Source organism: Caballeronia sp. LZ003 (assembly GCF_031451465.1).
GTDB lineage: Bacteria > Pseudomonadota > Gammaproteobacteria > Burkholderiales > Burkholderiaceae > Caballeronia.
Window position 1 is genome coordinate 1,496,928 of sequence record NZ_JARUXJ010000001.1, and the last position, 14,479, is coordinate 1,511,406.

Here is a 14,479-nt window from a genome sequence, read left to right on the forward strand (position 1 = left end):
GAATGTTCGTCGATTCCCACTGTCACATCAATTTCGAAGGCCTCGCCGACCGGCTGCCCGAAGTGCTCGACAAGATGCGCGAGCAGAAGGTCACGCACGCGCTTTGCGTGTCGGTGGATCTGGAGACGCTGCCATCGGTGCTCGATATCGCCGAGCGGCACGAGCACATCTTCGCATCGGTTGGCGTGCATCCGGACCACGAAGACGCAACGGAACCGAGCGTCGCGCAACTAGTGGAACTAGCGCGGCATCCCAAAGTCTGCGCAATCGGCGAGACCGGGCTCGACTATTACCGGCTGGAAGGCCGCAGCATCGCCGACATGGAATGGCAGCGCGAGCGCTTTCGTAACCACATTCGCGCGGCGCACGAGACCGGCAAGCCGCTCATCATCCATACGCGTTCGTCGGCGGAAGACACGCTGCGTATCATGGAAGAAGAACGCGCGAGCGTGCCGGGCGGCGTGATGCATTGCTTCACCGAGACGTGGGAAGTGGCGCAAGCCGCGCTCGCGCAGAACTTTCATATTTCGCTTTCGGGCATCGTAACGTTCAAGAAGGCCGAGGACGTGCACGACGTGGCGCGGCGCGTGCCGCTCGAACGTCTGCTGATCGAAACCGACTCGCCATATCTCGCGCCGGTGCCGTATCGCGGCAAGCCGAATGAACCAGCTTACGTGAGCTATGTCGGACGTCACATCGCGCAGTTGCGCGAAGAGACGGACGAAGCAGTCGCGAAAGCCACCACCGACAACTTCTTCCGGCTGTTCAAGATCCCGCCGGGCGCGCAGGCCGTCTGACCGGCACGCTCGGCGAGAACCACTGTTTCAAGGGTAATCCAAAGGTTCACTATGAATAAATCCCCGATGTTTTCCTCGCGTGAAGCGGGACAAAGCAAGCGCACGAGCACACGTTCGAGCACGCGGCAAATGTTGGTCGGCGTGCTGCTCGCCGCGTGCGCGTTCGCGCAACCCGCGTTGGCCGAGTCCGTGGACGCGCTCATCAAGGACGTCAAGTTCGACGACATCTCCTCGGTCAAGAAGGCGCTTTCGCAGGGCGCGGACCCGAATACCGTCGACAACACGGGCGCACCGCTCATCGTGATCGCCGCGCGCGAGAAGTCGGACAAGGTAGGCCAGGCGCTTGCCGACAATCCCAAGACCGATCTGGAGAAGCAGGACCCGGCCGGTGAAAACGCGATGATGCTCGCCGCGCTCAACGGCGACGCGACTTTCGTGAATCTCCTGATCGCCAAGGATGCCGAAGTGAACAAGAAGGGCTGGTCGCCGCTGCACTACGCGGCAACCAACGGTCATGACGATATCGTGAAGATTCTGCTCGACCATTCGGCCTATATCGATGCCGGCGCGCCGAACGGCACGACGCCGCTCATGATGGCCGCGCGCGGCGGGCATCTGTCCACCTGCAAGCTTTTGCTCGACGAAGGCGCGGACTTGCGCGTGAAGAACCAGCTCGGCATGACGGCTGTGGATTTCGCGAAGAAGTACAACGAGAAGGACGTCGCGGAAGGCCTGCAGGCACGCCTCGACGCCATGCCGGCGGCCTCGACGGGCGCCGCAAGCAGCACAAACAGTGCAAAATAACGTAACCACGGGGAGCGGGCGGCCAGGCGCGGCCGCCGCGCCCCTTTGAGCCGCCGCTCCACATAAAAGGAAGACCATGCTGCGGAAATTCGTCTTCGCCTGTGTTCTCGCCACGCCCGTCAGCGCGTTCGCATTCACTGGCAGCGATTTGAATCAACTTTGCACCAAGACCGACCCGAACTCCCGTACTGCCTGCGCGGCCTATATCGAAGGCGCCGCGGACGGCGTGTATAACACCATCGAGGCAATTGGCGGAACCTCCGGCCCGCAAGTCGGCCAATACTTTTGCCTGCCCGCCGAAGTCAAGCCGCAACAACTGACCGATGCAGTGCGCAAGTACATCGCGGACAATCCCGACAAGTCCGGCTTCAATGCGACGACCATGGTGTCGCTCGGACTTGGCAAGGCGTTTCCCTGCAAGGCGGAACGTTGATCGCAAGGCTGCGAGGCGGGCAGCGAATTTGCTTGATGCTCGACGCCGCCCGCCTCTGCACTTGAAGACGTAGAAGCCGACCTGGACGCCGACTAAAGACGCACCCCGGCAGCACGAACCGCGCACGATGCGTCCGACATGGCGCATAGTGGCGAGGCTCGTGCACGCGGCCGCCGTATCCACCTTCCTGCGAGGCTGATCCCGCGACGCTCATGCTTTCTTTCGACCGCTTTCTCGATCTAGCCGAGCGCCCGCTCGGCACCTGGCCCGGCGCGCTGTGCGCCGCCGCCATCGCCCTGATCGTCGCCATCGGGGTGCATCGGATCGGTGCGCGCGTCTTGACGCGCGTCGCGCGGCCGTATCCGCTGATGAGCACGGTGTTGCGCTACATCGACGCGCCCGCGCTCGTCCTCGTCATCATGCTCGCGTTCGGCTTCGTGATTTTCGAGGCGCCGGACACGCTGCCGCTCATCGGCGTATTGCGCGATATCGAAACCGTCGCGTTGATCGGCGCGCTCACGTTCCTCGCCGCGCGTTCGGCGAGCGCGGTGGGCGAGGCGATCGTGCAGGCGCATCCGCTCGATACCGACGACAATCTCAACGCGCGCCGCATCCACACGCAGGCGCGCGTGCTGGCGCGCTCGGTCATGGTGGTGATCGTGATCATCGGTTTTGGCGGGGCGCTCATGGCGTTTCCGAGCGTGCGGCAGATCGGCGCGAGCTTGCTGGCTTCCGCCGGCGTGGCGGGTTTAGTCGCGGGTATCGCCGCACGGCCCGTGCTCGGCAATCTGATCGCCGGCTTGCAGATCGCGCTGTCCCAACCCATTCGTCTCGATGACGTCGTCGTGATTCAGGGCGAGTGGGGCCGCGTCGAAGAGATCACGGGTACCTATGTGTCGATCCGCATCTGGGACCAGCGGCGGCTGATCGTGCCGTTGCAATGGTTCATCGAGAATCCGTTCACCAACTGGACGCGCAATAGCTCGCAGATCATTGGCACGGTGTTTCTTTTCGTCGATTACCGCATGCCGATCGCGCCGCTGCGCGCGGAACTCGAACGCATTCTGGCGAGCGCGCCGGAGTGGGACGGCCGCGTGCAAGTGCTGCAAGTCACCGATGCCACCGAGCACGCCATGCAATTGCGCGCGCTCGTCAGTTCCTTCGACTCCGCGCTCAATTGGGATTTGCGCTGCCGGGTGCGCGAAGGCTTGCTGAATTTCGTGCAGGCGGCGTATCCGCAGTATCTGCCACGCGCACGGGCCGATCTCTCCACCGACAGCAAGCACGTAGACTTCGCGCCGCCGCTGGAACGCGCCAACACGGCATCGCCCACCACCGCGAATACCGCGGCGGACCCGGTCGCGAGCCGGGGCGAGCGCACGGGTCCCGATCCGCGCGCGAACTCGGCGGCATCGACCGCGCCGGTGGGTGCGCTGAAGCGATAGAAGCGACAGAAATCTCAAGCGAAGCACCGCAACCGAATCATCGTAGTCAGCAAACGAAAAAGGAATACTCATGAGCCGTCTCGTCGTCGTATCCAACCGGGTCGCTACCCCGACCGAAACCAAGGGCTCTGCGGGCGGCCTCGCCGTCGGCGTGTTCGGCGCGCTGAAAGACAGCGGCGGCGTGTGGTTCGGCTGGAGCGGTGACGTGGTGAGCGAGACCGTCGCGAACCAGGGGCCGACGCTACAGCAGGACGGCGCGGTGACGTTCGCCACCGTCGGCCTGCCGAAGAAGGACTACGACCAGTACTACCGCGGCTTTTCCAACGCCATGCTGTGGCCGGTTTTCCACTATCGCAACGATCTCGCCGTCTACGATCGTGACGAATACGCAGGGTATCGGCGCGTGAATTCATGGCTCGCGCACAAACTCATCAAGCTGCTCGAACCGGAAGACGTGATCTGGGTGCACGACTATCACCTGATTCCGTTCGCCGAGGCGTTGCGCAGCGCGGGTGTGACGAATCGCATCGGCTTCTTTTTGCATATCCCGTTTCCGTCGCCGCAAATTCTCTTGAACATTCCGCCTCACGAGGAGCTCGTCAAGTCGCTGTGCTGCTATGACGTCGTGGGCTTTCAGACCGAGGGCGATCAGACCGCGTTCCACGATTACATCGTGCGGCACGCGCACGGCACGGCGACGCCCGACGGACATGTCGAAGCGTTCGGTCGCAAGCTCACGACGGGCGTCTACCGCATCGGCGTGTTCCCGGACGAGATCGCCGAACAGGCCGAGCGCGGCGAAGCGCGTCAGGATGTCATGGACCTCAAGCAGAGTCTGGAAGGGCGCAAGCTCATCATGAGCGTCGATCGGCTCGATTATTCGAAAGGGCTCGTCGAGCGCTTTCGCGCGTTTGAGCATTTTCTGGAGAAGTCGCCGGAATGGCGCGGCAATGTCACGCTCGTGCAGATTGCGCCGCCTACGCGTTCGGACGTGGAGACGTATCAACAGATCCGCCAGAACCTGGAATACGAAGCAGGGCGCATCAACGGGCGCTATTCCGGTCTCGATTACACACCTATCCGGTATCTGAATCAGCGTTACGACCGGTGGAAGCTGATGTCGCTGTTCCGCGAATCTCAAGTCGGGCTCGTCACGCCCTTGCGCGACGGCATGAATCTCGTCGCCAAGGAATATATCGCCGCGCAGAATCCCGACGATCCGGGCGTGCTCGTGCTGTCGCAATTCGCCGGCGCGGCTGCGGAAATGACGGGCGCGGTGATGGTGAATCCGCATGACATCGTCGGCACCAGCGACGCCATCTCGCGCGCGCTCGCCATGCCGCTCTCGGAACGCCGCCAGCGCTACGAAACCAACATGACTTCGCTGCGCAAATACGATCTGGGCGTGTGGCGGGACAATTTCCTTGCCGATCTTCGTGGCAAACTTGCGTAAGAAGCCCGCGCCAGCCATGAAAAAGAATCCGTAACCGCCATCGAAAACGATTGTTTCGGACCTGTAACAGAGCGATGAAAGTGAAATAGGCGGCGGTGCTAACGCATGAGCCATCGATAATGACATCACGTGCCAAACCAGCGCGCAAAACGAGCGCGCCGTCGCCTAGGGCAAACCTCGTTATCCAGACCTTACGGCCTACTGTCATACTCGACACACGTTCAGGCGACTTGCCCGAACGTTTAGGGAACTTGGCGCGACCTTTTCGCATGACGCGAGAACGAGCATTGCAGCGCTGACGCCGGCCGGCACGAAGTTCACGGCCGACAGGGAGACGAGAACGATGAGAATTGCCCAGATTGCCCCGTTGACGGAATCGGTGCCGCCCAAGTTGTACGGCGGAACGGAGCGCGTCGTCTCGTATCTGACCGAGGCGCTCGTCGAGCTCGGTCACGAAGTCACGCTTTTCGCCACCGGCGACTCGCAAACCAAGGCGAATCTCGAAGCCGTCTGGCCGCGCGCGTTGCGTCTGGACCCGGCCATTCGCGACCGCATCGCGCCGCACATGCTGCTGCTGGAAATGGTGCGCCGCCGCGCGGAAGACTTCGATGTCCTGCACTTCCACATGGACTACTACTCGTTCTCGCTGTTCAAGCGCCAGGACACGCCGTTTCTCACGACCATGCATGGCCGGCTCGATCTGCCCGAGCAGCAGCCGGTTTTCGATACTTTCAACACCGCGCCGGTGGTGTCCATCTCCGATGCGCAGCGTCATCCGCTGCCGCAGGCGAAGTGGGTGACGACGGTCTATCACGCGCTGCCGGAAAAGCTCTACGAACCGCAACCGGTCAAGCAAGAATATCTCGCATTTCTCGGGCGCATTTCGCCGGAAAAACGCGTGGATACGGCCATTCGCATTGCCGGGCGTTGTGGCTTGAAGATCAAGATCGCCGCCAAGGTGGACGCGGCGGACCACGAATACTTCGAACGTGAGATCGCGCCGCTTTTCAAGTTGCCGTACGTGGAATATATCGGCGAGATCAACGACAGTCAGAAGGCCGAGTTCTTATCGGGCGCACATGCCTTGCTTTTTCCGATCGACTGGCCGGAGCCATTCGGTCTGGCGATGATCGAGTCGATGGCGTGCGGCACGCCCGTCATCGCGTTCAATCGCGGCGCCGTGCCGGAAGTGGTGGACGAGGGCGTCTCGGGGTTCATCGTCGAAGACGAGATCGGTGCGGTCGCCGCCGTGAATCGGCTGCATACGCTGTCGCGCGAAGGCGTGCGCAAGCGTTTCGAGGAGCGCTTCACCGCGCACCGGATGGCGCGGCAGTATATCGATGCGTATCAGTCCGTCGTGCGCGCGCAGAAGCGCTCGCGCTTCAAGCTTATCGATCGCGCGACGACTTAAGTCCGCAACGCGAAAGCACAAAAAAACCGCCGTGTGCCGCGACCATCAGGTCGCGACACACGGCGGTCATGCTTTGTCGACGCCAAAAGCAGCAAAACGCGCGGCCAGGCCGCGCGAGCCGGCTTTTACATCTTCAGGCGCGTCACCTTCGTGCCTGCCAGCGATACGTCGGCCATCAAGCCGGCGTTGGTCAGCACGAACGCCTCGACCGGGCTGGTGGCCGTGTTCGTATCCACCGCGCCGTTTGCGCCCATCTTCACGAGTGCCACGGATGCATCCGCGCCGGCAGACCAGCCGTCCGAATTGCGGAATTTGTCGAGCGCGTCTTGCGTCATGAACAGGAAGATCAGCGACTTCGACTGCGCGCCTGCCTGCAGGCCGAACGAGCCGGAGGTCGTGCTGTAGTAGCCGACCGTGCCGCCGCCCACGCGCAGTGAACCCTTGCCATATTGCGCGCCGACGATGAAGCCAGCCTGAATGACGGACGGAAACACCAGAATGCCGCGCGACTTGGCGACCAGTTCGCGCGAACCGGCGACGGTCGAATAGAGGCGCTGGATTGCGCTGTCGACGTCCGCGTCGATGGAGCGGCGGTCATCAGCAGTGCCTGCAGCCTTTTCCTGACCCGTGTTGGAATTGGTCGTACATCCCGCCAGCGTGAGGCCGCCAAGTGCCAGCACAGCCGTCGACTTGAGCATGAAGTTTCGTCTTTGCATCGTTGTTCTCCATCGTGGAATTTGGGAAACCCCATTAGATCGGGAGGGTGAGGTTCGCCAAGTTATAGCACAGCACCGTGCAACCACCAGACCCCGCCGGATGACCCGAAAAATTGCTTCGAACCAACCCGCGCGCAGTGCCGCCGCTCCCTTCGGTAACTTTGACTTGGCAAGCTTACTCCCAATCTGTCACTGATATCGTTGTTGCGTAGCTACACGACTAAAACCTTCGTCATGCGATACAGCGCAACGCTCACCCGGAAACCGCTCGATTGGAAAGACCTGACAGCGCGTTTTCGCCCGAACCGTTTCCGTATGGCTTGCATTTATTTCACCGCACGGCCGTCGATGTTACGCCGCGGCCGCTGTCACCAGTAGCAACGACCGTTCCCGACCCGGCTTCAAGGGTGACTTGTCGTTTTTACTTTGGACGCGGGCGCGGCTGCCGAAGCGTTTTGCTCGCCTGGCGTACGCCGTAGCAGTCGTCGAATGATGCCGATTACCATGCCGAGCACGAACAAAAATGCAGCAGGAACGACCCAGTAGCCGACGAACGCGTGCCAGAGATAACCCGCGAGCGTGGATTTGCGATGATCGTATTCGTCGAGCGCTTCCTGATGCTTGCCCGCATTGGCGCTGAGGATGTCGGCGGGACAGCCGGCGGCCCGCGCTTCGTCGGGCGCGCCATGACAGCGGGCCGCGGCGCCCGATGCGCGTTGGGCATCGGTCAGTTCCCACGTGGATAGCGACTTTTGCAGATCGACCGTGTTGTAGGCCATTTCGTCGCGTACTTCGTTGACCGCGACGATCATCACCGGCACGAGCCAGAAGGTGATCGTGACGAGCCACCGCCTGAACCAGCGGTTCTTGTGTCTCCATGCCATCCATTGCCTCCGTGCGAGGCATGACGCCCCGCTAGACGAGCGGCGGCCGATGGCGTGTTTCTTCGAATATTGGGGGGCCGCCTTCGCGCCATCTTAGGAGAAAAAGACGACGGTGCGAATCATTTGCTTGGGTGCAGTGCAATATCCCCAAGCAGCAGTGCAATATCCCCAAGCAGCAAGTGGCGAAGGATGGGCGCCGCGCGATGCCGCGCGGCGCATTACGCAATGCCGGCAATCAGCCTTTGTTGCTGAGGCAGCTCTTCATGAACGCCTTGCGGTCGTCGCCCTTCTTGCCGGATGCCTGACCATTGCACGCGGTCATCTTCTCTTGCTGGGTCATGGGCGCGGCGGCGGGCGCCGACGACGACAGACAACTCTTCATGAACGCCTTGCGCTCATCGCCTTTCTTGTCGGCTGCCTGCTTGTTGCAGTCGGTCATCTTCGATTGCTGGCTGTTGGCGGCGAACGCCGGGCTCGCGCTGATCGTGAGGCTGGAAACAGCGATGACTGCTGCAAGGGCGGTGGCTCGAATGATCATGTGACGCTCCCTGATTTGAATGAAGTTTGTTCTTTGGACGACGAATGCCGGATGCGCTCCTGACAAGCACGCGCCATCCGCCCGTGCATTATGGCAAACCGAATATCACTGATGTGTGGCATCGGGTGAAATCGGGAGGCGAGAGGGAATACGCCTTGCAAACGGCTTTCGCGATAAGGCAAAAGAGCGCGCGTATGCAGCTCGCTGTAAGACCGGCATGTTCATGGACGCCTCGAGAGTTTTTAGTGCAGCATTCAGAAAAGACGGCTGTCCTACCCACGGCCGCCACCAACGACAAGGAGCACGCGCATGTCCACTCCGCTATCCGATCACTACAAGGGTTTCGAAATCAAGGTGCAGGCTTTGCGACGCGCGAAGGAGCGTGACGAACCCGACGACGGTCCGCGCCATTTCGATATCGTCACGACGATATCCCGCAGCGCGCACGGCGACAGCGGCCGCACCGCGATGTTCGGCGTGCCCGATCAGGAACCTTTCGAAAGCCCGATCGACGCGGTGCGCGCGGGCATCGACTACGCGCGCAAGATCATCGACAACGAGATCGAAGGCGAGTCGGTGGAAGACCTTTGAAACCCTTGACCGCAAGCACATTGCATCCGCCAACGGCCGCGGCTGGCGGCTTTCTTCTTGCGAATGCGGTCGAGCCATCATTTCGGCGCATGTTCAAAGCGCCCACTACACGTTAGCCCGATTGACCCGACGCCGCTTCGCAACGAGAATCGACGGCGGGCAAACGTTGAACAGCGTTGAAAGCAGCGACTGGACATTCGCGTTTGCCAACGCTCGTCAGGCTATGAGATTGACCAGAATCAGTTTCGCCCAGACAACTCAAAACGAAAGTACTGGAGGAGATCCATGAATCGAAACATCCGCCGCCGCGTGCTGTCGGCCGCCGTCGCGCTGATCGCGTGCTCCGCGCTGCCGTTCGCATCGTCGTCCGTCTTTGCGCAGACGCCGGCCAAGCCGAAGGTCGCGCTCGTCATGAAGTCGCTCGCCAACGAGTTCTTCCTGACCATGGAAAACGGCGCGAAGGATTATCAGCAACACAACTCCGGCCAGTTCGATCTCATCACCAACGGCATCAAGGACGAAACCGATACCGCCGCGCAGATTCGCATCGTCGAGCAGATGATCGTCTCCAAGGTCGACGCGCTCATCATCGCGCCAGCGGATTCGAAGGCGCTCGTGCCGGTGATCAAGAAGGCGGCGGACGCGGGCATCATCGTCGTCAATATCGACAACCGGCTGGACCCGGACGTGTTGAAGTCGAAGAATCTGAACGTGCCGTTCGTCGGTCCGGACAACCGCAAGGGCGCGAAGAAGGTCGGCGACTATCTGGCCAAGCATCTGAAGAAGGGCGATGAAGTGGCGATCGTCGAAGGCGTGACCACGACGACCAATTCGCAGGCGCGCAGCGCCGGCTTCAAGGACGCGATGGAAGGCGGCGGCATGAAGGTCGTCGCGCTGCAGTCGGGCGACTGGGAAATCGACAAGGGCAACGCGGTCGCCTCGCAGATCCTGAACGCGAACCCGAACGTGAAGGCGCTCCTGTGCGATAACGACAACATGGCGATCGGCGCGGTGTCGGCCGTGCGCGCGGCGGGCAAGGCGGGCAAGGTGCAGGTGGTCGGCTTCGACAACATCACGGCCATCAAGCCGATGTTGAAGGACGGCCGTGTGCTCGCCACCGCCGATCAATACGCCGCAAAACAGGCGGTGTTCGGGATCGACGTGGCGCTGAAGGCGATTTCCGGCAAGAGAAAGCAGTCGGAGCTGTCGACGGTCGTGGAAACGCCGGTCGAACTGATCACGAAGTAGGCATGACATGACGAGCTGCTGCCTGTCGTCGCACGCGGCGATGCAGCAGTCAGCTCCGCCCGCCGGAACACGGAGCGGGCGCAAACCTTCACTTCGGCATGAATGCGCGAGCTTCGGTCCATTCAAGTTTCGCGGCTTTCATGCCGATAAAGCACGAACGAGCGCGTTTGAACGTCGACGTAGGCCCTTGCCTGCGCGACGCTTTGCGCCAAGCCGTCGGGCCCCAAGCGGAACACACAGCGAGGATGCGTAGCCAATTCCATGGCGCCCCTTTCGAGGAGCGAACGACGTGAACGATGCCAGCGTGCTGACAGTCAGCGGCGTCGGCAAGACCTATGTCGAGCCGGTGCTCGCGGACGTCACGCTCGACCTCGTGCCGGGCGAAGCGCTCGCGCTGACGGGCGAGAACGGCGCGGGCAAGAGCACCTTGTCGAAGATCATCGGCGGCCTGGTGAACCCCACGGCCGGCACGATGACGCTCGCCGGCAAGCCGTACACGCCGCAAAGCCGCACCGAGGCCGAAGCGCTCGGCGTGCGCATGGTCATGCAGGAGCTGAATCTGCTTTCGACTTTGTCGATTGCGGAAAACCTGTTCCTCAACCGCCTGCCGAAAAAAGGCGGCTTTGGCTGGATCGACCGCAAGAAGCTCGCTGAAGATGCGCGCCACGCAATGGCGCAAGTCGGGCTCGACGCCATCGACCCGGACACGCTCGTGGGTGCGCTCGGCATCGGGCATCAGCAAATGGTGGAGATCGCGCGCAACCTGATCGGCGATTGCCGCGTGCTGATCCTCGATGAACCGACCGCCATGCTCACCGCGCGCGAAGTCGATTTGCTGTTCGAGCAGATCGACCGCCTGAAAGCGCGCGGCGTCGCGCTCGTGTACATCTCGCACCGGCTCGAGGAATTGCGCCGCGTTGCCGAGCGCGCGGCCGTGCTGCGCGACGGGCGTCTCGTGCATCTCGGACCAATGGCCGAACTGTCGAGCGATCGGCTCGTCACGCTGATGGTCGGACGCGAACTCGGCGAGCGTATCGACCTGGGCGAGAGAAGAATCGGCGGCGTGGCGCTGAAGGTCGCCGGCATGACGCGCGGCAGCGTGGTGCGCGACGTCTCCTTCGAAGTGAAGGCGGGCGAGATTTTCGGGGTGAGCGGGCTGATTGGCGCAGGCCGCACCGAGCTCATGCGCCTGATTTACGGCGCGGATCGCGCGGATTCCGGCACGGTCTCGATTGCGCACGGCGGGCAGGCGTTGCGGCCCGTTGCCGTGAATTCGCCATCGGATGCGGTGAAGCACGGCATCGCGCTCATCACGGAGGACCGCAAGGGCGAGGGCCTGCTGCTTGGCTTGCCTATCGCCGCGAACGTTTCACTGGGTAATCTCGACGCGGTGTCGCGTCACGGCGTGATCGACACGAAGCGCGAAGCCGCGCTCGCGCAGACGCAGATCGACGCCATGCGTATCCGCACATCCGGGCCGGCGCAGGCCGTCTCGGAACTGTCGGGCGGCAATCAGCAGAAAGTGGTGATCGGCCGCTGGCTCGCCCGCGACTGCACCGTGCTCCTGTTCGACGAACCGACGCGCGGCATCGACGTGGGTGCGAAGTTCGATATCTACGGGCTCATGGGCGCACTGGCGCGCGAAGGACGCGCGCTCGTGGTCGTGTCGAGCGATCTGCGCGAACTCATGCTGATTTGCGACCGTATCGGCGTGATGTCGGCGGGACGGATGACGGGCGTGTTCGAGCGCGCCAACTGGACGCAGGATGCGCTGCTTGCCGCAGCCTTCGCGGGCTATGCGAAACGCGAAGCCATGCTGCACGAGCCGCTCGCGCCGGACGCGAAGCCGCCCGAACAAGACCAAAAAGTGGAGCACTGAATGACCGGTCAGACTCAAGCCAATCTGCCAGCCGATGCGCCGAAGAGTCCGAAGGGCATCGGCACGCGGCTCGGCTTTTCGAATTACCTCGGTCTCGTCGGCGCGCTCGCCGCGATGATCGCGCTGTTTTCGGTGCTGAGTTCGCACTTCCTCACCTACGAGACGTTCAGCACCATCGCCAACCAGATTCCGGATCTGGTCGTGATGTCGGTGGGCATGACCTTCGTGTTGATCATCGCGGGAATCGACTTGTCGGTGGGGTCGGTCCTGGCGCTCGGCGCATCGGTCGTGAGCGTCGCCGCGTTGAAGTGGCATTGGCCCGCGTTGCCGTCCGCGCTGATGGGCATGGCCGCCGCCGCGCTGACGGGCACGCTGACCGGGCTCGTGACGGTGGCGTGGCGCATTCCGTCGTTCATCGTGTCGCTCGGCGTGCTGGAAGCGGCGCGCGGCGTCGCCTACCAGATGACCAATTCGCGGACCGCGTATATCGGCGACGCCTTCGATTTTCTGTCGAATCCGATCGCTTTCGGCATCTCGCCGTCGTTCGTGATCGCGGTTGCCGTGATGATAATTGCGCACCTGGTCTTGACTCGGACGGTTTTTGGCCGATATCTCGTAGGAATAGGCACGAACGAGGAAGCCGTGCGGCTTGCGGGCGTGAATCCGCGTCCTTACAAGGTAATCGTTTTCGCGTTGATGGGCGCGCTCTCCGGGCTCGCCGCGCTATTTCAGATTTCGCGCCTCGAAGCCGCCGACCCTAACGGCGGCGCGGGGCTGGAGTTGCAGGTGATCGCGGCGGTGGTGATCGGCGGAACGAGTCTGATGGGCGGGCGCGGCTCGGTCATCAGCACGTTCTTCGGGGTCTTGATCATTTCCGTGCTGGCGGCGGGGCTCGCGCAGATCGGCGCGAACGAACCGACCAAGCGCATCATCACCGGGGCGGTGATCGTGGTGGCGGTCGTGCTCGACACGTATCGCAGCAGGCGTAAGCGGGCTTGACGGGGAGCGCCAGGCGAATTCGACCAAGGAGCAAAGGGTAAGGCAGTACGGCGCGCACGGGGCGCGCCGGGATGACAGGTAGCATGCAGCAAAGACCAGGGCGATCGGGGAAGCGGCAGCATTACGCCGTAGCTGACGGGAACAGCGAAACCAAAAAGCGCACGCGAGGCCAGTGCGCACCGAACGCCTATTTCAAATAAGAGAGCAGCAGCACAAAGATAGCGAAGGACGATGTATGGCGACGATAAAAGACGTGGCAGCCATTGCCGGGGTGTCGTTTACGACGGTGTCCCATGTGGTCAACAATTCGAGGCCGGTATCGGCCGATGTCAGGGCGAAAGTAGAACGGGCAATTCGTGAACTCGATTACGTGCCCTCGGCCGTCGCGCGTTCGCTGAAGGCGAAATCCACCGCGACCATCGGCCTCTTGGTGCCGAACGCGACGAACCCTTATTTCGCGGAACTCGCGCGCGGCGTCGAGGACGGCTGCGCGAAGAACGGCTATTGCGTATTCTTCTGCAATTCGGACGACGATCCCGCGAAGCAGCGCCACTACCTGCGCGTGCTGCAGGAAAAGCGCATCGACGGGCTGGTCATTGCATCGGCGGGTGAGGATTCGGTGCTCGCGCACAGCCTTTCCGGATCGCGCGAACCGCTCGTGATCGTCGACCGGAATATCGAAGGCGTCACGGCCGATCTCGTGCAGATCGATCACGAGAAGGGCGCGTATCTCGCCACGCGGCATCTGCTGCAACTCGGGCATTCGGAGATCGGCTGCATTACCGGGCCGGTCGCGACGGCGGTGAGCGCTATGCGTCTGCATGGCTTCATTCGCGCGATGGCCGAACGCGGTATCGAGATCGAGCCGAACGCGATCGTGCAGAGCGATTTCTCGGCGACAGGCGGTTACGCGGCAGCATCGCAACTGTTCGACTCGATGAAGCCGACGGCCATTTTCGCGTGCAACGACATGATGGGCATCGGTGCATTGCGGGCGGCCGCGGAACGCCATATCAACGTGCCGACGGATTGCTCGATCATCGGTTTCGATGATGTCGAACTCTCGCGGTACACGTATCCCGCGCTCTCTACCGTCGGACAGTCGGTGCGCGCGCTCGGCGAAATGGCCGCGCAAACGCTGATCGAGCGGATCACCGGCAAGCTCGCGGGCAATACGCGGCGGCGCGTCGTGGCGCCGCGTCTCGTGCGGCGCGAATCGACGGCGGTCGTGCACGAGGCGCGACGCGCCGGATAGACGTGGGAAGCAACACAAGGAGCGTA

General features: G+C 62.4%; 14 protein-coding genes. 11 read left to right on the plus strand and 3 right to left on the minus strand.

Features of this window, described 5'->3' with window-relative positions; translation table 11 throughout:
• Nucleotides 1-2: 2 nt before the first annotated feature.
• From QCE79_RS06560 to QCE79_RS06585, 6 genes are all read left to right on the plus strand, one after another.
• Nucleotides 3-797 carry a TatD family hydrolase gene (locus tag QCE79_RS06560; protein ID WP_309842814.1) on the plus strand — a complete coding sequence of 265 codons (795 nt, stop codon included), beginning with the start codon at nt 3-5 and terminating at the stop codon, nt 795-797.
• Between the two features lie 51 nt (nt 798-848).
• Nucleotides 849-1,601 carry an ankyrin repeat domain-containing protein gene (locus QCE79_RS06565; RefSeq protein WP_370652110.1) on the plus strand — a complete coding sequence of 251 codons (753 nt, stop codon included), beginning with the start codon at nt 849-851 and terminating at the stop codon, nt 1,599-1,601.
• 76 nt (nt 1,602-1,677) lie between these two features.
• Entirely contained in the window at nt 1,678-2,034 is a 357-nt protein-coding gene (locus QCE79_RS06570; RefSeq protein ID WP_244827894.1) for a Rap1a/Tai family immunity protein, read from the plus strand.
• Nucleotides 2,035-2,246: 212 nt separating this feature from the next.
• Complete coding sequence (locus QCE79_RS06575; RefSeq protein ID WP_309842820.1) at nt 2,247-3,479, plus strand: mechanosensitive ion channel domain-containing protein; 1,233 nt, start codon at nt 2,247-2,249, stop codon at nt 3,477-3,479.
• 70 nt (nt 3,480-3,549) lie between these two features.
• Nucleotides 3,550-4,932 (plus strand): alpha,alpha-trehalose-phosphate synthase (UDP-forming), encoded by a 1,383-nt coding sequence (otsA, locus tag QCE79_RS06580; protein WP_309842822.1) that lies wholly within the window; start codon nt 3,550-3,552, stop codon nt 4,930-4,932.
• 343 nt (nt 4,933-5,275) lie between these two features.
• Entirely contained in the window at nt 5,276-6,343 is a 1,068-nt protein-coding gene (locus QCE79_RS06585) for a glycosyltransferase family 4 protein (protein ID WP_244827891.1), read from the plus strand.
• Nucleotides 6,344-6,468: 125 nt separating this feature from the next.
• Here the strand turns inward: QCE79_RS06585 and QCE79_RS06590 are convergent, their stop codons facing one another.
• The 3 genes from QCE79_RS06590 to QCE79_RS06600 form a co-directional block, all read right to left on the minus strand.
• Nucleotides 6,469-7,059 (minus strand): YSC84-related protein, encoded by a 591-nt coding sequence (locus tag QCE79_RS06590; protein WP_244827890.1) that lies wholly within the window; start codon nt 7,057-7,059, stop codon nt 6,469-6,471.
• 401 nt (nt 7,060-7,460) lie between these two features.
• Nucleotides 7,461-7,943, minus strand: coding sequence for a hypothetical protein (locus QCE79_RS06595; protein WP_250464863.1), 483 nt, complete (start codon nt 7,941-7,943; stop codon nt 7,461-7,463).
• 235 nt (nt 7,944-8,178) lie between these two features.
• Nucleotides 8,179-8,481 (minus strand): PsiF family protein, encoded by a 303-nt coding sequence (locus QCE79_RS06600; protein WP_244827888.1) that lies wholly within the window; start codon nt 8,479-8,481, stop codon nt 8,179-8,181.
• 309 nt (nt 8,482-8,790) lie between these two features.
• Here QCE79_RS06600 and QCE79_RS06605 point away from each other — a divergent pair, with 309 nt between their 5' ends.
• The 5 genes from QCE79_RS06605 (at nt 8,791) to QCE79_RS06625 (ending at nt 14,453) form a co-directional block, all read left to right on the plus strand.
• On the plus strand, nt 8,791-9,072 hold the full coding sequence (locus tag QCE79_RS06605) for a hypothetical protein (RefSeq protein ID WP_244827887.1): 282 nt from the start codon (nt 8,791-8,793) through the stop codon (nt 9,070-9,072).
• 285 nt (nt 9,073-9,357) lie between these two features.
• Nucleotides 9,358-10,320 (plus strand): sugar ABC transporter substrate-binding protein, encoded by a 963-nt coding sequence (locus tag QCE79_RS06610; RefSeq protein ID WP_309842830.1) that lies wholly within the window; start codon nt 9,358-9,360, stop codon nt 10,318-10,320.
• Between the two features lie 289 nt (nt 10,321-10,609).
• A complete protein-coding gene (locus QCE79_RS06615; protein ID WP_244827885.1) occupies nt 10,610-12,199 on the plus strand; it encodes a sugar ABC transporter ATP-binding protein in 1,590 nt (529 codons plus the stop codon).
• Nucleotides 12,200-13,198, plus strand: coding sequence for an ABC transporter permease (locus QCE79_RS06620; RefSeq protein WP_244827884.1), 999 nt, complete (start codon nt 12,200-12,202; stop codon nt 13,196-13,198). It abuts the gene before it with no gap.
• A 235-nt stretch (nt 13,199-13,433) separates the two neighbouring features.
• Complete coding sequence (locus QCE79_RS06625; protein ID WP_244827883.1) at nt 13,434-14,453, plus strand: LacI family DNA-binding transcriptional regulator; 1,020 nt, start codon at nt 13,434-13,436, stop codon at nt 14,451-14,453.
• The last annotated feature ends 26 nt before the right edge of the window (nt 14,454-14,479 follow it).